The sequence below is a fragment of the Cryobacterium zongtaii genome, from assembly GCF_002909375.1.
Taxonomy (GTDB): Bacteria; Actinomycetota; Actinomycetes; order Actinomycetales; family Microbacteriaceae; genus Cryobacterium; species Cryobacterium zongtaii.
Window position 1 is genome coordinate 1 of the sequence record NZ_PPXD01000011.1, and the last position, 17,460, is coordinate 17,460.

A 17,460-nucleotide genomic window follows, 5' to 3' on the forward strand; every position below is an offset into this window, starting at 1 on the left:
TGGCGTGTGAAGATTCGGGCCAGGCATCGATGTCGAGAGGATCGGCAAGCGTGCGCCGGAGGGACGGCATCATCGCGGTGAGAGTCATGAGCCAGACCTTGTTCCCAGATCGCTGGGTCTAAGGGGCTCCAATGTGGGGCTGTCAGGAGTAGTCATTCTTCAGTCCTAACGGACCCCCGGGCGTAAAACCTCCCCCCTAACGGAAGACATACGGGAATTTCGCGGAACCGAACGGTACCGCGGTGGGGGAGGAGACAGTGGAAATCGCCCGGCAAGCAAAATGGGGCGTGAGGTTCAGCGTGCCGTTTCTGACAACGAGCAAGTAACTGCTCTGAGCATCAGGGCCGCGCAGACCGGGTGCGTACCTCGGATGCGACAGAGGTGAGGGCGTCGGTGAAGGCGGCAAGCTGATCGGCAGTCAAACTGCTGGTCGAGGCGGCGAGCATCTCCGAGAAATCCTGGTGGATGCCGCCCATCACCTCGTGCCCGAGCGGGGTCAACTCCAGGTAAAGGCTGCGCCGGTCGCCGGGGTGATCCACCCGGTGTAACAGGTCCGCGTCCACCAACCGGCGGGCGATCGCGGTGATCGCGCCCGTTGTCATGCCCAGGTGGGCGGCCAGCTCCTTGGGCGTGATGCTCACCGACCGCCCCACCCGGAACAGGGCGCGCAGCTCGGTCGCGCTTACGCCGACGTCCTGCGCAATGCGCTGGCGGTTGGCGTCCAGGGCGCTCACGAATGCAGTGGCCGCCGCCGGAAAACCGGTGAGGGTATGCGCGAGCGGTTCGGGTTGGGTCATGTCTCCTCCGGCCTACGTGGGGGCAAGCCCCGCCCACGCGGCGTTGTGAAGTAATCGTACCCAATTCACCCCAAACAAGGTGAAAATGTAGTTTACTGAGTAAGTCACTTAGTGACTAAGGCAAATCAGGCACCGTCAAAACCGATGGAGTAGATCATGATTCCCGACATTCTCTCGCCCGGCCAGTACGACACGGTCTACAACTCCTTGTCCCTGGTCATCGCCGCCCAGCTGTTCACGGCGGTCTTTCTGCTCATCTCGCTGCCGCGCATCCTGCCGCGGTATCGCCAGGCCATCACGGTGGCCATCGTCGTCTGCGGGATCGCGGCCTACCACTACTTCCGCATCTTCGACTCGTTCAAGGCGGCCTTCGTGACCGAAGGCGTCGGCGGCCAGGCCGACTACAGTCAGGCGGTCGGCGAAGGTTTCAACGAGGGCTACCGCTACGTGGACTGGCTTCTCACGGTCCCTCTTCTGCTCGTGGAACTCATCGCCGTGCTCGCGCTGGCCCGGTCGGTGCAACGTGGGCTGCTAGTGCGGCTCGTTCCGGCCGCCGCACTCATGATCATCCTCGGCTACCCCGGAGAGATCAGTGGCGACAACGGCATCCGTGGCCTGTTCGGGCTGCTGTCCACCATCCCGTTCGCCTACATTCTTTATGTGCTGTTCGTGCAGCTGGGTAAGTCGCTGAACAAACAACCCGTGGGCGTGCGCCGCATCCTGAGCCAGCTGCGTTTCTTGCTGTTGCTGAGCTGGGGTGTCTACCCGATTGCCTATCTGTTGCCGTTGCTGGACATCGCCGGTCCTGATGCCTGGGTCTACAAACAGGTGGGCTATTCGATCGCCGACATTCTGGCAAAGGCCGTCTATGCTCTGATCATCTTCCAGGTGGCACGCATTAAGTCTTTCGACGACGACCCCACGTTCGCCGGTATTGAGCGCTCCCGCGATGAGGCGCCTGCGCGCGTCTGACTTTCTGGCGGTCCACGATCTTGCTGGGCGTGGCTTTGTCAGCAAGCGCGTCGACATCGGCGCCAAGGCCCCCACGGGTGACTTCGAATGGGCAGGTCACTCGTTGCGGTTCTCCACGTGATGCAGATACTCCGCCGGCAAGTTCTGGGTGCTGTGGTTGGTGCGAGGATCCTTATGCGGTTGTGACTGGAATGCGGATGCGGAGCTTGCTGGGCTCGATCCAGGCTTTGAAGGCAACGGCTTTGCCGAACGCGTCGCCGTCGAGTTCTATTTCCTCGGGTCGAGAGAAGCGTGCGGTGAACTCAGAGCCGGTTTCATAGCGCAAGTCGCCGTCGTTCTTCTGTTCCCCGGCGAGGGCCTTTCCCGCTTTGGTTCGACGAACGATGCCGTTGGTCCAGGCCACTTTCACCCATACCCTGATCCAGCCCAGTGCACCGCCTGGCCGGGTCATCATGACATCGAACAAACCGTCATCCAGCACTGCTTCGGGCATCAGCAAGATATTGGCCGGCAACGATCCGCAGTTGCCGAGGATCAGGGTGTGCACCGTTGCTCGCTTGGCAGCGCCGTCGTTGATCTGGAATCGCATGTGCAGCTCATCCGGGTCACGCAGAGACTTGACGATTGCTTTCACATAGGCTGCCCAGCCAGCTTTTGCCTTGAGATCTTCGTCAGTGTTCGTGATCATCTTTGCGTCAAGGCCCAAACCTGCCATCACCACGAACGCGTGCTCGTCGCGCGACTTGTCGTCTCGCTCGATACGAATCATGCCCAGATCAATGGCGCGATCCTCACCGGTGAATGCTGCGCGCACGCTCTCATGCATGTCACTGAGGGTGATGTCGAGATTGCGCGCGAGGAGGTTGCCCGTTCCGGAGGGTATAAGCCCAACGGGCACGTCGTGCCCGCGGACGGCCTCGATGACAGCACGCACGGTACCGTCACCGCCGGCGACGATGATCAGATCAACGCCGAGTTGCAACGCTTTCGCGGTCACGCCCTGGCCGACATCGTCGACGGACGTTTCAAACCAGACGCTCTCAGACCACCCCCCGGCCGCTGTCTCCGTATTCACAGCGTTTCGGAGGGCATCGAGATCGACCTTGACGGGGTTGTAAATGACAGCGGCGTTCCGAAGCGTGACATCACTCATTGAGCCACTGTAAACCAGGCCGAACAGAGATGAGCATGCTCGCAGGGAACGAATCTGCGCTCTAACCTCGCGCTTGTCGCCGCACAGGATTTATGATCGTCCCGGCCGCGTGTTTCGGGCTGCTGCCGTAGGTCGTTGAAGGGACAGCCGTGTCGAAGTCGAAGAAAACAGGTGCGGTCAAGCGCGTTCCGAAACCTCTATACGAGGATGAGCTGGAACGGTTGCAAGCCGAGCTCGTAGGCATGCAGCAATGGGTCATTGAGACCGGGGCGCGGGTGCTGGTCATCTTCGAGGGTCGAGACGCCGCGGGCAAGGGCGGCGCGATTAAGCGGATCGTCCAGTATTTGAATCCGCGCTCCGCCCGGGTCGTCGCACTTCCCACTCCGAGCGAGCGAGAGAAGGGCCAGTGGTATTTCCAGCGCTACATTGAACGGCTACCCGCTGCCGGGGAGATCGTCCTGATGGACCGCTCTTGGTACAACCGTGGTGGCGTCGAACGGGTGATGGGATATTGCACCGATGACCAGTACCGTCTGTTTCTCGAGCAGGTGCCCTTGGTGGAAAAGATGCTCGTTGACGAGGGGATCATTCTGGTGAAGTTCTGGTTCTCCGTGTCTGACAAGGTCCAGGAAGACCGGTTCCGTTCTCGACTGGAAGATCCGATGCGCCGGTGGAAACTCTCCGAGACGGACCTCTTTTCGATTACCCGCTGGGAGGACTACTCGCGAGCCAAGGATGACTTGTTCGCTGTCACGGACCTTCCGTTTGCACGGTGGTGGACGGTTGAGAGCGATGACAAGCGTGCGGCACGAATCAACTCAATCAAGCACCTTCTGTCCAACATCCCCTATGAGCACCGGGTGCCGGACGAAGTGACTATTCCCGATCGCCCGGAAGCAAATGACTACGAGCGGCCCCCAAAGGATGAGGCGAGCCTGGTCACTGATCACGCCAACACTCTGAAGAAGAAATAGAGAGGTCTCATGCTTCGCGCAGGGTATTCTGCGGCTCGCAGGGCGTCAGGCGAGTTCACGGTGACCCGGCGGGTTCGGCGGGTCAGCTCGGCGTCGAAGTAGCGCTTTTGAGCGCCAAAGCAGATCGCCGGCCTTCTAGGCGCAGTTCCATTTCGCTCATGACCACCGCAGCGAGGTCGCCGAGGGTGGCGAGTTCCTCTTCCGACGCCTGGCGCGGTTCGAAGTCGAGAACGCACAGAGTGCCGAGGTTGTGTCCGTCGCGGGTGCGCAACGGCACCCCGGCGTAGAACTGGAGGCCGAAATCGCTGGCGACGAGGGGATTAGCCAGCGTCCGGGGGTCGAACCGGGCATCCTCGACGACCCAGGGCACGTCGTCCAGGATCGCCGAGGCGCAGAGCCCCGGGTGCCTCTCAATGTGGTCGATCTCCAGGCCGTGGTGGGACGTGAACCAGATCCGGTCCTGGTCGACGATCGTGACGAGCGCGACCGGAACGGAGAACACTCGGGCGGCAATGGCCGTGACGCGGTCGAAGGCCCCGTCGGCCGGTGCTTCCGGCAGTCGATAGCGCGCGACCGCGAGCATCCGGGCTTCCTCGGTCGAAGGCGCGGGAATCGCCGCGACATCCCGGTGCCGGCCGGTCTCGGCAGCGACCATCTGGCGAAGCGCCACGACCAGATCGTGGATGGAGGGGCGGTCCTTCGGGTCGCGGGCGGTCATCGCAGCCAGCAGCGCCCGCCATTCCGGGGCGATGTCGGGCGGAATGGAGGGGTCTTTTCTGAGCCGGGCCAGTGCCGACGGGATCGGGTCGCCGGGGAACGCGATGGTGCGAGTGAAGCACTCGAGAAGAACGAGCCCCAGCGAGTAGATATCGCTGGCCGAGCCGAGCGTCTGACCCCGCGTCTGTTCGGGGCTGAGGTAGGCGGCCGTGCCCGTCGTCACGGCGTCCGGGTCTCGGCGGTCGATGGCGCCTACCAGGGCGATGCCGAAATCGGTCAGCTTCGCGCGGTATCGAGCGCCGCCGTGGTTGTAGTCGACAAGCAGGACGTTGGCCGGCTTGACGTCCCGATGCACAACACCCCGATGGTGGATGTACTGCAGGCCTTCGGCCAGGTCGTAGCCGATGTGCGCTATTTGACGAGCCGAGAGAGTGCCCCGCTCGAGCTGGACCTTGAGATCCGCGCCGGTGACGAGCTCCATGACGAAAAAGACACGTGGCCGGCCCACATCCGTGCGGTCGACACCCGCATCGAGCAGGGTGACGAGGCTGTGGTGGCTCAGGCTCGCCAAGAGGTTCACTTCGTCTTCCTGACGACGGATGTCCTTCTCGGTTGTCGCGGACGCCTCGAAGACCTTCACCGCGACATCGCGACCCAGCGTTTCGTCCCTGGCGCGGTAGACAGAGCCCTCGCCGCCTCGACCGATCAGTTCCAACAACCGGTAACGTCCGCGTAGTCGCGGTGGTCCGGCTGCGGTGACCTCAGGAGAGCGCCCGGCCAATGTGATTGCGTCCATAGTGAACCCTTGTTTCGTGGCGCCTCCACCACAGGCGGTCCGGAGTATCCACTTCTAGGACGTAGCTCGAGGCGAATGTGTCACGCCCGACACCAAAATTGCGGGCTGCATCTCGCGTCTGCGTGTCTGATCGATTCCGTTCGGCAGCGTCGGACGGACTCCTTCGGCGGAGTGCGCTCTTGAAGACTGCTATCCGTCGGTACGATCGATTTCACGACTTGGGTGATTCAACCGGTAGCCCGGCGTAATCTGCTGCGAAATGCTGGCCGGCGGACTTGGGAGGACGACGGCGGTGCCGTCCAGACGGCCGTGTACCGCCAGAACAGGCTGCGCCGTAGGGTGATACCGGGCAGCACCCGTCGGGCAACGGCCTTGACCTCGGCGTATGTTTCCGTGGGCGGCTGGATGGGGGAGCGCATGTGAGCGGGCAAGCGGACGGCCGGGCGCGGGTGCAATGCCAAGCCGACCAGAGGATTGAGCAGTGTCGAGATCAGCGACAACGGGATGTCGCGAGCGGTTTCACGGGCGACGCCCACGATGACCAGACGGCCTCCTGGAGCGACGAGCAGGCTCGCTCTGCGCAGAGTTTCCTGAAGGGGGAGGTGGTGGAGTACTGCCACGAACGTGATCAGGTCATACGGGGTGTCGCGGACTTCGGCCCATGTCGATCGGCTGATCACCACGTTGCGGAGCTCTCGCGTGTTGTAACGCGCCGCTTCCACGCTGGCCGGGTCTGGTTCGATGCCACGCACGTCGGAGAGCTCGCGGGACAGGCGTCCGACCAGATGCCCGGTGCCGCAACCGACGTCGAGTGCGCGTGACCCTCCGCGGTTGTGAACGCGTCGGGCCTGATGGACGATCCAGCCTGAGTACGCATCGTTGTGCGACCAAGGATGCCGGTCGTTGAATCGGCCAAGCGCCTGAAGTACCGGGGAGGTCAGTTGTGCCATCACGCGTCATGATAGCGAGTCCAGGACTGGAATGAGCAGCCGGAACTCTGTCAGCGGTGAGGCGATCGATTTCAAGACGCGCAAGTAGCCCTCCCAGAGTCGGACTGGGGGAGGATGACACCGCGGAACGCGCAACGTCATCCTCCGTGGCCGGTCGTTGAAGCTCTCGCCGCAAACACGACCACATTTCCGAACTTCTTGGCGTGTGGAGCGGTCAGGCTGCCAGAAGGCACTGGCGCTCCCACCGCCCATTACTGACTACTCTGCGGGCGCCGGCTTGCGACGAGTGTCGTGGTCGTCGTGGTCGTAGTATTCCCGACTTCCTGACTTAGCGAGGCCGCGGCTGACCATGTAACCGATGGTTAGGAGCGTGGCGTAGAACCAGGCATCCTGAGCGCCGAATCCCTCACCGTCGTCTCCGTTGTCCACCATGGCCGATGCGACGAACAACCCGACGAGTATGACCACATACGCAATGAACTCAGTGGTCTTGAATGCAGCCTTCGTCTCAGTTGAGAGCCGCGTGACGCGGCCCCTGTTGGTGGTGTTGCTCATGGTACGTTCCTCGTACTTTCAGCTTGTCATCTGCTGCTTTAGAAAAATGCAATCACAAGTCGCAAAAGTTGGCATTAACTCATTTTTCCCGTCCTCGGGCGTCCCGAGGTCCGTCAGCGCCGCTGCGACGGTCGATCTCACGAGGCCCTGGTTTGCGGCGCCACAGCGTTGTCGCCGTTCGGCGATGCGTAAACGAAGTCTCCGGGTCCACAAACCCTCGAACCGGGCGCTCCTTCTTTATCGTTTCTTCGTCAAACCTGCATCGAGAAGCGCGGGTGGATGAGCCAGAGTCATGACAAGACATTCCAGCAGGAGGAAGTAATGGTCATGAGCGCGTGGCCGATTCTCGCCGGAATTTGTGTGGTGTTCGTCATCCTCGGGGTGTGGGCGATTGCTCGGATCTTCCCCATAAACGGCAATGACACACCACCAGGGGACGCAGTCCACCCAACCGAACTCCAGAGAAGAGAATGTCCATGAACGGGCACAACCACGGTGGCAAGTCGCATCTCATCGGCATGATTGTGATCGGTGTCGTCATTCTCGGCGGCCTGCTCGCGGCCGGAAGATCGATCGGCGAGGCACTTCCCCTCGCAGCGGTTCTGGCGTGCCCCGTGGTGATGCTCGGGATGATGTTCATGATGATGCGCAGCAAAAACAAGGACGCTGACACCCCGCGGGAATCACCCGTCCACGGCGACACCGGCTTTAACGAAGCCGCGAAGACTACGACCCAGGCTTGACCCTCGGGCGTCCGCCCGTCCCCACGGCATCGGCACGGCGGTGAGTCCGTGCACTTTTGAAGGAGCAATACATGGAGCAGGTCCTGCTCTCCACCACAATCCTCGCCTCGTTCTTAGGCGGCATCGTCGCCCTGCTGGCCCCCTGTTGTGTGTCGGTCATGCTGCCGGCGTTCTTCGCGTCAAGCTTCCGCCGTCGCGGCCAGATCCTGGGAATGACACTGGTTTTCGCTGCCGGTGTCGGCACGATCATCCTGCCCATTGCGTTGGGGGCCGCGATCGTTAGCCGCGCCCTGGCGCAGTACCACTTCTGGATCTTCAGCGTGGTGGGAATTGCCATGGTCGTCGTGGGTGTCGCCACGTTGGTGGGGTGGAAGTTGATGCTCCCGATGCCGTCGGGGAAGAGTTCAGGGTCAGGAATCGGTTCCGTGTACGGGTTGGGCGTGTTTTCTGGTGCGGCGAGTGCTTGTTGTGCACCAGTCCTGGCCGGAGTTGCCGCAATGTCTGGGGCGGCGTCGTCGATTTCTACCGCAGCGCTGGTCGGTATTGCCTACGTCTTCGGCATGGTCGCTCCGCTCTGTGTCCTTGCGCTGGTGTGGGATCGGAAGGACTGGAGCAACAGCCGGCTGCTCACGGCGCGCACTTTCGCCCTGTGGCCCGGCGGACGACGGCTGCCGCTGTCGAGCCTGTTGTCCGGTGGCTTGATGCTCGGGATGGGTATCGTCACCATGATCATCGCGGTTCGCGGCATCGGCATGGCGCCCGACGGCTGGCAGGTTCGGGTCACCGCCTGGCTCAACCACGCAGCTGTGGTTATTCAGCAGTCCGTCGGCTTCATACCCGGCTGGCTCTCGGCCCTCGTGGTCTTCGTCGCCCTCGCCACCCTGGTGTGGAAGGCGCTGCGCGCCCGACGCCCACAGGGAGGTCACACCACTTCCGCGACAGAGCCAGATACGGCAGAGCAGGTAGCGGCCGGTTCGACCACTCCGGCCTGCCACGACACCGCAATGGAATCACAGTAATGGCATCACGCAACAAGAAGCCCGCCGCAGCGATGCGGCCTCTGAAAAAGAACACCAACCGCCTTGCCGTGCTGATCGGTGCCGGCGTGGTCGTGGCCATCTTCGGCGCCTTTTTCCCTATTCTCGCTCAGGAGCCCTCCGCACCCGCCCAGCCGGCCCAGTCCGCTCCTCTGGGCAGGAGCGCCGATGCGGCTGACTACGCGGTGGGATCTCCGGGGGTGGGAGAGATAGCCCCGGGATTCGCAATGGAGTCCACATCGGGGGACACCGTGGATTTAACTGACTACGCGGGCAAATCGGTGCTCTTGTACTTCCATGAGGGACTGGGCTGCCAGCCCTGTTGGGACCAGATGCGTGACCTGGACGCCGCATCCGATCAGCTCACTGCCGTCGGAGTCGACGATGTGCTCACAATCACCAGCGGGCCGGTAGACCTGATTGCGCAAAAGATGGACGATGACAAACTCGCCTCCGTCGCCCTGGCGGACACGAAGATGGACGTCATTAAAAAGTACGGGGCGAACGACTACGGAATGATGGGCGACTCCCGCGCCGGACACAGCTTCATCCTTGTCGGGCCTGACGGCACGATTCAGTGGCGGGCCGACTACGGTGGCGCCCCGGATTACACAATGTACGTGTCCATGACCGACCTTCTCGCCGACATGACGGCTGCCGGGGTGAACGGATCATGATGGTCACCGTCCTGACCCAGGAGGCCTGCCCCTCCTGCGTGAACGCGAAAAACACCCTGGCGCAGCTCGCCGACGAGTATCCCTTCAACATCGTGGAGATTCCGTTGGCATCAGCCGAAGGCCGAGATCTTGCGAGCCGGGTCGGCATCGTTTTCGCCCCGGGCATCTTGATCGACGGCGAGCTGTTCAGCTACGGCCGCTTGTCCGAAAAGAAATTGCGCCGCCATCTCTCCTCAGTGGAGTGGCCCACCACACGCCCGCCCGCGGGCCCCAGCTGACGGAGGCATAGGCGAACGCATTGGCGAGCTCGTCATTGTCGTTGACGGTTACACCCAGTTCCAGCTCTCCCCGCAGGCAAGTTCGGTAGCGCCTATGGGGCCTTCAACCTGGGCGAGCGAGACGGGCAGCGAGCTCGCGTGCCCGACATCATCCCTCATCGCGCGCCAACTTCGGCTGTCCGTCCGGGTTGCTCAGAAGCGCGCGTTGCACGGTCACGGTGTCGACGCCGAGAGTGATGGCGATCGTGTCAATCGTGGCGCCCCTTTCGCGCATATCGATTGCGACAGCGATCCTCTCGTTTGTCATTGCTGATGGGCGTGCGCTGTCGCGCGAATGCGCTCGAGCCAGTGGGGGGCCATCGCGGCGGTGCGCCTGGATCGACTCAGTACGCAACTGAGCGAAAACGGCGATGATGTCGAAAAGGACCCGGCCTGAGGGGCCGGTCGTATCGATCGCCGGTTCCGCTAACGAACGAAGTCCGATGCCGCGTTCGCCGAGCTCGTGAAGGAGTGAAATCAGACGATCGTCACGAGCCAACCGATCCAACTGGCTAAGTTGACAAACCAACAAGACGTCACCGGCCCGCAAGTAAGCCAAGCAGGCTGAAAACTGCGGCAACGACGCCCTATTCTTCGACTCGCCGTGGTCCACGTACACGCGCTCCGCGCCGGCCGCGGTCAACGCGATTTCTCGCTCATCGACTCTCTGCTTGCGCGTTGCAACACGCGCGTAACCGATGACAGTCATCTTTACCTGCTTCGCTCGCGGAATCCGGGGTCCGACCGCTCGCGTATCACGGTCGCTCCTGAACCTGGGGCTACAGTGTGGCGAGGATGCCGTTCATGACATCAATCTCGGCGGTCTGGCTGTTCACGATGTTCGTGGCCATGTCCACAGCGTCCGGGAATTGTCCCTCGTCGATCTCGGTCTGAGCCATCGCGATGGCGCCCTGGTGATGAACGATCATCTGTTCGAGAAAGAGTTTTCCGGCGTCTTCTGAGGGCGCGGACTCGAGGGCGTTCATATCGTCATCAGACATCATGCCGTCCGTGCCGTGATCCATATCGGACATATCCATTTCGCTGGAGCTGGTGTCATCCATGCCCCATGCGGATAGCCAGGATTCGAGCTGCTGAATTTCGGGCTCTTGAGCGTCTTTGATCTCGGTGGCCAGGTCCACGATGCGCTGGTCGATCTCGTCTTTCGCGAGAAGGTCATCGCTCATTTCGACGGCCTGTTCGTGATGGGGGATCATCATCTGGGTGAACTCGACGTCCGCGTCGGCGAGATCAACCGGTGAGGCGGAGGACTCGGGGGAGCTGGGGGCGGCGGATGAGCTGGTGTTGGTTGTTCCGCCAGCGCAGGCGCTGAGAGTGAGTGCAGTCGCGACGGCTGCGGCAGCAAGAATATAAGTATGTGGCTTGGGCATTGTCAATCCATTCGGAGTCAGACGTGAAAAATCGGGTCGCCATACGGCGTGGTGGAGGTAGGCGTCGAGTGACGCTAAGGCCGTTGCTGGTTTTAGGTGCGACTGATGGAGAGAACGACCAAGCTAGGCCGGAAGAGATGAAGCGCGGGGCCCTGAAAGCGAGAGATGACGCGCCCGCCCGCCTCGAGCAGACGCCGATACGTGGCCGGAGAGCTGGCAAGAATGATGAGAGCCGCTAAGACCAGTACCAGGGCGCAGGTCATCGCCCATACGGCGCAATCGAGCATGCCGTCGGCGCTACCGAAAAGGCCGACTTCTGCATGCACGACTACTGGGAGCATCGGCGCCGTCGCCGTGACCGCCACGTCAGTTCCGAAGTCAGCGGCCCCCGGGACGGTGTCGGAATGTGCAGTGGACTCGGCTGCCCCCGAACCTACGCTGTGCTCGCCGATCATGGAGTGCATGCCCAGCAACATGGCTGCCATGACAAGAACCGCCGTGAACGCATAGGCGAGTACAGGCCTTTGGTGACGGTCAGCTACGGAATTGCCGTGCGGGTTCATGTCACCTCCAGTGTCGACAAACCAGGTTGAAATCGCGGGTACCCAGAACCGTATCGACACTTGACAAAGTTCAGCTGGGAATGGCGCGGTGCAGCTCAGCCGAAATCCATTGATAGGTCTTTTGACAAAGATTGACTGGGGATATGGGCGGCAGCCGCTCATCAGAGCGGTCCGGGATGAACCCGGAGGGACAATGAGACCATGATGTCAACGACCTTCAGGCCACAAACCACTGCGGAGCCGCGGCCGCGAGTCCTGGTGGTCGACGATGAGGTGCCGCTGCTCGAGTTGGTCGCCGGCTACTTGGAGCGAGATGGGTTCGACGTGCAGACGTCAGCTGACGGCCAGTCTGCGGTGACGACGGCACGAAACTGGGCCCCCGCCATCATCGTTCTCGACTTGGGCCTACCAGGGATGGACGGCATTGAGGTTTGTCGTACCGTGCGCACCTTCACCGATTGCTACATCATCATGCTGACCGCCCGGGTTGACGAAATCGACAAGCTGGTCGGCCTCTCTGTCGGAGCAGACGACTACCTGACCAAGCCTTTCAGCCCGCGAGAGCTCGTGGCTCGAGTGCGCGCTATGCTCCGCCGGCCCCGCCCCAGCGAACAAGCCGCCGCTGTCGGCACACCGCCTCTTCTCTTTGGCTCCCTCCAAATCGACGTCGGCGGCCGCGAAGTCCGCCGAAGCGGTGAAGCGGTGGACCTGACCCGCACCGAGTTCGAGGTGTTGGCGGCATTGGCCGGTCAACCTCGAATCGTCTTCTCTCGGCAGCAACTCATTGATGCCGTATGGGGAGACGGCTGGATGAGCGATCCGCACCTTGTGGATGTGCATATCGGGCATGTACGACGCAAGATCGGTGATGATCCGGCTTCACCCGTTTTTATTAGGACGGTGCGCGGCGTCGGCTACCAGATGGGCGTGGGAGCGTGAGCAGAACACGCACTCGGGTCCCTGGCCCTCGGGACCTCAGCGCCCGCCTACTTGGCGCCATCCTCGTCGTAGTTCTCGTCGGAGTCGCAACTGCCTGGGTCGTCGTCGCAGGGATCGGCCCAGCCATTTTCCACGTTCACATGATGGGCACGGGTGGTTCTGGGGCTGACTCGACGGTGCATGCCGAGGAGGCATTCCGGACGGCATCAACGCTCTCCCTAGCCTTGGCCCTCATCGCTGCTCTGGCAGCGTCAGTCGGGGTGAGCCTGTTTCTCTCCCGCCGGATCACCCGGTCCCTGGCACCCGTCACTGAAGCAGCTGGCCGGGTGGCTGACGGGGACTACACCGCGCGTATCCCCGCTGTGGGACTAGGCAGTGAGTTCGACGACCTCACTTCGGCCTTCAACTCGATGGCCACCGATCTCGGCCGGATCGAAGCGACCAGAACGAGGATGCTGGGCGACCTGGCACACGAAATGCGCACCCCCATCACCACGATCGGCGCCTACCTGGAGGCCATCGCCGATGGCGTCCAGGAAGCGGATCCGGCAACCCTCACGATGCTGGGTGACCAGGTCACCCGTCTGGCACGGCTAAGCCAGGACGTCGCGATCGTGACGACCGCCGAAGAAGGCCGACTGACAATGCACCGACGACGCCTGCTCGTTTCCCAGGTAGTCGCGGATGCAGTGGCCCAGGCGACAGCGCAATACGCTGCCCAGAATGTGACGCTGACGGTCACTATGTCCGGAGCCGCCCGGGGCGCGGCTGTCGATGGGGACAGCGATCGCATCGGTCAGGTCCTGACAAATCTCCTCGACAACGCGGTTCGACACACCCCGTCCGGGGGCGAGGTCGTGATCTCCGCCGCGGTAGTCGGCGGCAGGGCGGTGGTCGCCGTCTCCGACGAGGGCGATGGAATTCCGGCCGACCACATTTTGCATGTTTTCGAGCGTTTCTACCGAGTGGACGCCAGCAGGGACCGCGCACACGGTGGCTCCGGCGTAGGCCTGGCGATCGCTAAGTCCATCACCGAGGCCCACGGTGGAAGCGTTCGAGCGGACAGCGCGGGTGTCGGCCGAGGAGCGACCTTCACCGTTGAATTGCCGTTGCTCAGCCAGAATCACTAAGGCCAACCGGTCACAGAGGTCGAGCTCAGGTCACCAATATTCAGGGGCGAATCTCGGTGTCTATACGTCGACAAACTTCGGTGTGAAAGAAACGGACACCCGCATCGGTTCCTGACGGGCGGCCAGAATATGGCGATACATCAGCCGATGCTGGCAACTGTCACGTGGATGCTATCGATGCGCGTGATCGAACTGGCATCGAGGACCATGGCGATCGAGTCAAATACGAGCCGGCACACTTCGGTGGCTGGCTCAGAGCTGACGGCCCGAAAAGCCACGGACACGTTAATCCCCGCGTCTCCCATGGTGACGGCAACAAGGTTGGACGTGCGTTCTCGGTGCGTCAGCGCATCGACAATGGCACCGACAATCGTCGCGACGACGGGCTCGGTCGGATACAGAGTGTCCACTCCAGGAACGGCTCGCACCACCGATTCCAATTCTGAGGACAGCGTGTAGGCGAGGTTAGCGGCATCAGTCACAGAATTCGCCGCGTCTTCGGTTGTCTCGACAGAAGTGGTGTTCCTGGATGCGCCACCGATGCCGGGGCGAGGCGGGCTGTCAAGCATTTATGCTCCCCCGATCGTTGCGGATAAAACCGCTGCCGGGGTCTGGGGCAACACTCAGACCCTACGGCGGAGCTGACTGTGAGTCAATTTTCGCCGCCATCAGGGACGCAACCATTTCGCCCTTTCGGCTTCGCCTTTCGCCCACATTTGGCACTGCCAGCTGTTGTCGGGGGAGGGTCACCAGTAGAGAATGTCCACATGAGCGAGCTAGATGAAACTCAAGCCATCGATCAGGTGATCGATCGGTTGGCGGAACGGTTCCCGAGTCTGGAGCGCGGCCATATCGCGGACGTCGTCGACGAGGAGCATGGGAAGTTGGATGGGGGTCGGGTTCGTGACTTCGTTCCGGTCCTGGTTGAGAAGGCTGCGAAGAAGCGGCTGAAAAAGGAAGCGAAGGAGTCGAGCGTTGTGGTCGAACAGCTCGAAGCGCTGGGTCCGGTGCCGGACGGTGACCAGGCCCTGGACCCGATGGAAGTCGAGCGCGCAAGTCGTGAGGGACATCGTGGGCCCCTGCTTGGCGATCTACTCGGAGGCACCGGCGGCAACGAACGCTGATGCGCGCCAACCCGAGGGAGTGGTCTAACTCGTGGCCGCCCAGCCGTCGCCACTGACACGAAGAACTGTCTTTCCGAGCGCGCGGCGCTCATCCAGCGCGGCGATTGCTTCCGGCGCCTGGGTGAACGGGACGACCTCGCCGATGACCGGCGCGAGCGCACCCCGGGCGACATCAGGAGCAAGCCGCGCCCACTGGTCTTGGAGAGACACCGACGTTGAGGGCATGAGGCCTTCCCAGGCGACACCAACGATCGTCGTGTTGGTCAGCAGAAGGCGGTTCACCCGAACGGTCGGGATGCTCCCTCCGGTGAAACCGAGAACGAGCAAGCGGCCGCGGGTAGTTAGCGCCCGCAGCGAATCAGTGAAGCGCTCACCGCCCACCGGATCCAACACCATATCCACACCACGCCCATCCGTGATGCGGCGGACCTCGGTGAGGAAGTCGAAGGGGGAGATGACGTCATCCGCACCGATGCTTCGTGACAGTTCGGCCTTCTCAGGCGTGGAGACCACAGCGATGACGGATGCGCCCAGTAGCTTCGCCTGTTGGGTGAGCGCCACTCCGAGCCCGCCCGCGGCGCCGTGGATTAACACCGTCTCACCGGCACGAAGATTGCCGCGCTCTCCCAAGGCGAATTCAGCGCTGAGCACATTGATCGGCATCGCCGCACCCTGGATGAAGTCGACACTATCGGGCAATGGCAACACCCGATCGGCAGGGGTGACGACGTACTCGGCAAACGCGCCGGAACCAGCTACGCCAAGGACCCGGTCGCCGGCGACGAATCCGGAATCGGGATCAGCGTCAGCGATGATGCCGGAGAACTCACATCCCACAGTGAATGGAAGCGGAACTTTCAGCTGATACTCGCCGCGCGACTGCAGCACGTCAGGGTAAGCGACACCGGCGGCATGTACTTCTACGAGTACCTCTCCCGGGCCGCGGCTCGGGATGGGGATTTGCTGCATCTGCAGCAGTCGTGGTCCGCCGTGCGTTGTATTTCGCAGCGCGTGCATCATCGTGCGGTGTGGACTCATGAGTCAATCATCCGCCGGTGGATGGCTCGATCGATTCACCTCACCCGTTGTCGCGTCCGACCGTGAGTATCCCCGCGGGAATTTCTATCCGGCCGAGCCGTCTGCTGGAATGGGAGCGCAGCCGCGGCACCGTGCGGAGCGAGAGAGACCTCAGGAGGGTGACCATGAAGGGCGACACGCTGCGGCAGCATGCGCGTAACCGCGTCTGGGAGCTCCCGGGGGCCACGTTGGAGCATCCGTTCGGGCCGGATTGGGACGTCTTCAAGGTGCGCGAGAAGGTCTTCATGCTGATGACCGAGATCACCGGTGAGCCGATCGTTATCCTCAAGGCCGACCCGGAGGACGCAAGAGCTCTGCGCGAGCAGTACGCGGATATCACCCCCGGCTACCACATGAACAAGCAGCACTGGATCACCTTGCATCCCGACGGAACCCTGGAGAAGGATCTCGTCGACGACCTCGTCACCGAGTCCTATCGGCTCGTCATTGGGAACCTGCCCCATGCCCAGCGGCCGGTCGACCCCCGAACGTTCGGCCAGAGAGAACTGTGACCCCCTCGGGAGAGTGACGTCACCAGCACGCCCGCGACACCGGCCTAGCGATGGATTGATGCCCGGCTCTCCACCCGGCTCTTCAACGATTGATTGAACGCGACATACCCTCCCGCATTGTGACTCTTCGCGAAGAGGCCTTCGAAGGGCCTGGTGACCGCGTTCACGCCGCCATGTTCGATGGGGCGACGGCAGCGCCGGGGGCGGCGTCTCCGGAATGAAGGACCTCGTCGTGCAGATGATTTCCCTCCTGTCCGACCTCGTCTGCACGATCGACGTCGGTCCCCTCGTCGACGGCGACCACGTCGTGGTCCGTTGGGTGGCAACCGGACACTACGGCGGCGGCATGCCCGGGGCCGGAGCGCCGGTGGGCAGGGAAATGACCTTCCACGGCACCGGCATCCTGCGAATCGCGAACGATCGGGTCATCGAATACTGGCTCAACGCTGACACCCTGGACCTCATGACTCAACTGCCGGTCGGCGCCGGCTGACCATCACTCGTCAGACGAAGACGAGGTGAGTGTCGCAGAGTGCGTCTGGAGCTCGTCTGCTGCGGCACGCAAGTATCGGCTGATCGCGGCCTGCTCCTCGGGCGAGAATTCGAGTGCGAGGCTGTCCAGCGCGGTGAAGAGCGGGGCGAGCTCTCCGAGGATGCGACCCACGGCGGAAGCCTGCGGCACTAGGTTGACTCGACGCCGGTCAGTCGCATCCCGGGCGCGCGCGATGTGGCCCGCAGCTTCGAGGCGGTCCGCCAGTTCGGTCGCCGAGCCGGTACTGATGCCCAAACGGTGGCCAAGTTCGGCCGGCCCGAGCTGGGTTCCTTCCAGATCCATGATGTGACCCATCGCCTCGAAGTCGAGGGCGCGCAGTCCCACCTTGGCGGCCAGGGCGTGCTCGAGCTGGGACGCGGCGCGATTCACCGAGCGCAGCGCCCACGACAGTTCTGCAGCCGACATTCTGCTGCGCTCGACCTGCTCCGCTCCCGGGATGTCGCTGTCTTTCGCCATGGCCACATCATAGTTGACATTTCCTTC

General features: G+C 62.5%; 23 protein-coding genes. 11 read left to right on the plus strand and 12 right to left on the minus strand.

Features of this window, described 5'->3' with window-relative positions; translation table 11 throughout:
• Positions 1-338: 338 nt before the first annotated feature.
• Positions 339-797, minus strand: a complete 459-nt coding sequence (locus C3B61_RS09310; RefSeq protein ID WP_103460367.1) for a MarR family winged helix-turn-helix transcriptional regulator — start codon at positions 795-797, stop codon at positions 339-341.
• A gap of 156 nt (positions 798-953) precedes the next feature.
• Here C3B61_RS09310 and C3B61_RS09315 point away from each other — a divergent pair, with 156 nt between their 5' ends.
• Complete coding sequence (locus tag C3B61_RS09315) at positions 954-1,769, plus strand: bacteriorhodopsin-like (protein ID WP_088456555.1); 816 nt, start codon at positions 954-956, stop codon at positions 1,767-1,769.
• Here C3B61_RS09315 and C3B61_RS09320 read toward each other — a convergent pair.
• A complete protein-coding gene (locus C3B61_RS09320) occupies positions 1,696-1,869 on the minus strand; it encodes a DUF3618 domain-containing protein (RefSeq protein ID WP_103460368.1) in 174 nt (57 codons plus the stop codon). The two genes, C3B61_RS09315 and C3B61_RS09320, sit on opposite strands and share 74 nt — an antisense overlap.
• Before the next feature lie 72 nt (positions 1,870-1,941).
• Positions 1,942-2,922 carry a diacylglycerol/lipid kinase family protein gene (locus C3B61_RS09325; protein WP_103460369.1) on the minus strand — a complete coding sequence of 327 codons (981 nt, stop codon included), beginning with the start codon at positions 2,920-2,922 and terminating at the stop codon, positions 1,942-1,944.
• A 149-nt stretch (positions 2,923-3,071) separates the two neighbouring features.
• Here C3B61_RS09325 and ppk2 point away from each other — a divergent pair, with 149 nt between their 5' ends.
• Entirely contained in the window at positions 3,072-3,896 is an 825-nt protein-coding gene (gene ppk2 / locus C3B61_RS09330) for a polyphosphate kinase 2 (protein ID WP_103460370.1), read from the plus strand.
• 82 nt (positions 3,897-3,978) lie between these two features.
• Here ppk2 and C3B61_RS09335 read toward each other — a convergent pair whose 3' ends face one another.
• From C3B61_RS09335 to C3B61_RS09345, 3 genes are all read right to left on the minus strand, one after another.
• The gene (locus C3B61_RS09335; protein WP_103460371.1) at positions 3,979-5,409 is read right to left on the minus strand and encodes a protein kinase domain-containing protein; all 1,431 of its coding nucleotides are present in this window, start codon (positions 5,407-5,409) and stop codon (positions 3,979-3,981) included.
• A gap of 227 nt (positions 5,410-5,636) precedes the next feature.
• Complete coding sequence (locus C3B61_RS09340; RefSeq protein ID WP_103460372.1) at positions 5,637-6,359, minus strand: class I SAM-dependent methyltransferase; 723 nt, start codon at positions 6,357-6,359, stop codon at positions 5,637-5,639.
• A gap of 258 nt (positions 6,360-6,617) precedes the next feature.
• Entirely contained in the window at positions 6,618-6,914 is a 297-nt protein-coding gene (locus C3B61_RS09345) for a hypothetical protein (protein ID WP_103460373.1), read from the minus strand.
• 476 nt (positions 6,915-7,390) lie between these two features.
• Between C3B61_RS09345 and C3B61_RS09350 the strand changes: the two genes are divergently transcribed.
• The 4 genes from C3B61_RS09350 (at position 7,391) to C3B61_RS09365 (ending at position 9,649) form a co-directional block, all read left to right on the plus strand.
• Positions 7,391-7,657 carry a hypothetical protein gene (locus C3B61_RS09350; protein ID WP_103460374.1) on the plus strand — a complete coding sequence of 89 codons (267 nt, stop codon included), beginning with the start codon at positions 7,391-7,393 and terminating at the stop codon, positions 7,655-7,657.
• A gap of 71 nt (positions 7,658-7,728) precedes the next feature.
• On the plus strand, positions 7,729-8,676 hold the full coding sequence (locus C3B61_RS09355; RefSeq protein ID WP_103460375.1) for a cytochrome c biogenesis CcdA family protein: 948 nt from the start codon (positions 7,729-7,731) through the stop codon (positions 8,674-8,676).
• A complete protein-coding gene (locus C3B61_RS09360; RefSeq protein WP_103460376.1) occupies positions 8,676-9,371 on the plus strand; it encodes a peroxiredoxin family protein in 696 nt (231 codons plus the stop codon). The genes C3B61_RS09355 and C3B61_RS09360 overlap by 1 nt, the downstream gene beginning before the upstream one ends.
• Positions 9,368-9,649 (plus strand): glutaredoxin family protein, encoded by a 282-nt coding sequence (locus tag C3B61_RS09365; RefSeq protein WP_103460377.1) that lies wholly within the window; start codon positions 9,368-9,370, stop codon positions 9,647-9,649. Before C3B61_RS09360 ends, C3B61_RS09365 begins: the two co-directional genes overlap by 4 nt.
• A gap of 148 nt (positions 9,650-9,797) precedes the next feature.
• On the opposite strand, the gene C3B61_RS09370 is transcribed toward C3B61_RS09365, so the two are convergent.
• The 3 genes from C3B61_RS09370 to C3B61_RS09380 form a co-directional block, all read right to left on the minus strand.
• The gene (locus C3B61_RS09370) at positions 9,798-10,397 is read right to left on the minus strand and encodes a recombinase family protein (RefSeq protein ID WP_103460378.1); all 600 of its coding nucleotides are present in this window, start codon (positions 10,395-10,397) and stop codon (positions 9,798-9,800) included.
• 70 nt (positions 10,398-10,467) lie between these two features.
• Positions 10,468-11,079: a DUF305 domain-containing protein gene (locus tag C3B61_RS09375; RefSeq protein WP_103460379.1), complete on the minus strand. Its 612-nt coding sequence runs from the start codon at positions 11,077-11,079 to the stop codon at positions 10,468-10,470.
• Positions 11,080-11,171: 92 nt separating this feature from the next.
• Positions 11,172-11,642, minus strand: coding sequence for a hypothetical protein (locus C3B61_RS09380; protein ID WP_103460380.1), 471 nt, complete (start codon positions 11,640-11,642; stop codon positions 11,172-11,174).
• 201 nt (positions 11,643-11,843) lie between these two features.
• Between C3B61_RS09380 and C3B61_RS09385 the strand changes: the two genes are divergently transcribed.
• Together C3B61_RS09385 and C3B61_RS09390 are read left to right on the plus strand one after the other, a co-directional pair.
• A complete protein-coding gene (locus C3B61_RS09385) occupies positions 11,844-12,581 on the plus strand; it encodes a response regulator transcription factor (protein ID WP_165787981.1) in 738 nt (245 codons plus the stop codon).
• Positions 12,582-12,841: 260 nt separating this feature from the next.
• Positions 12,842-13,711 carry a HAMP domain-containing sensor histidine kinase gene (locus C3B61_RS09390; protein WP_241990337.1) on the plus strand — a complete coding sequence of 290 codons (870 nt, stop codon included), beginning with the start codon at positions 12,842-12,844 and terminating at the stop codon, positions 13,709-13,711.
• 140 nt (positions 13,712-13,851) lie between these two features.
• On the opposite strand, the gene C3B61_RS19425 is transcribed toward C3B61_RS09390, so the two are convergent.
• Complete coding sequence (locus tag C3B61_RS19425; protein ID WP_133159821.1) at positions 13,852-14,280, minus strand: hypothetical protein; 429 nt, start codon at positions 14,278-14,280, stop codon at positions 13,852-13,854.
• 198 nt (positions 14,281-14,478) lie between these two features.
• Here C3B61_RS19425 and C3B61_RS20045 point away from each other — a divergent pair, with 198 nt between their 5' ends.
• Entirely contained in the window at positions 14,479-14,835 is a 357-nt protein-coding gene (locus tag C3B61_RS20045; RefSeq protein WP_241990338.1) for a three-helix bundle dimerization domain-containing protein, read from the plus strand.
• 24 nt (positions 14,836-14,859) lie between these two features.
• Here the strand turns inward: C3B61_RS20045 and C3B61_RS09405 are convergent, their stop codons facing one another.
• Positions 14,860-15,873, minus strand: coding sequence for an NADPH:quinone oxidoreductase family protein (locus C3B61_RS09405; protein WP_244285900.1), 1,014 nt, complete (start codon positions 15,871-15,873; stop codon positions 14,860-14,862).
• 164 nt (positions 15,874-16,037) lie between these two features.
• On the opposite strand from C3B61_RS09405, the gene C3B61_RS09410 reads away from it, so the two are divergent.
• The gene (locus C3B61_RS09410; protein ID WP_088458038.1) at positions 16,038-16,424 is read left to right on the plus strand and encodes an MmcQ/YjbR family DNA-binding protein; all 387 of its coding nucleotides are present in this window, start codon (positions 16,038-16,040) and stop codon (positions 16,422-16,424) included.
• 217 nt (positions 16,425-16,641) lie between these two features.
• Positions 16,642-16,917 carry an ester cyclase gene (locus C3B61_RS09415; protein ID WP_103460383.1) on the plus strand — a complete coding sequence of 92 codons (276 nt, stop codon included), beginning with the start codon at positions 16,642-16,644 and terminating at the stop codon, positions 16,915-16,917.
• 3 nt (positions 16,918-16,920) lie between these two features.
• On the opposite strand, the gene C3B61_RS09420 is transcribed toward C3B61_RS09415, so the two are convergent.
• Positions 16,921-17,433, minus strand: coding sequence for a MarR family transcriptional regulator (locus C3B61_RS09420; protein WP_103460384.1), 513 nt, complete (start codon positions 17,431-17,433; stop codon positions 16,921-16,923).
• Positions 17,434-17,460 lie beyond the last annotated feature (27 nt).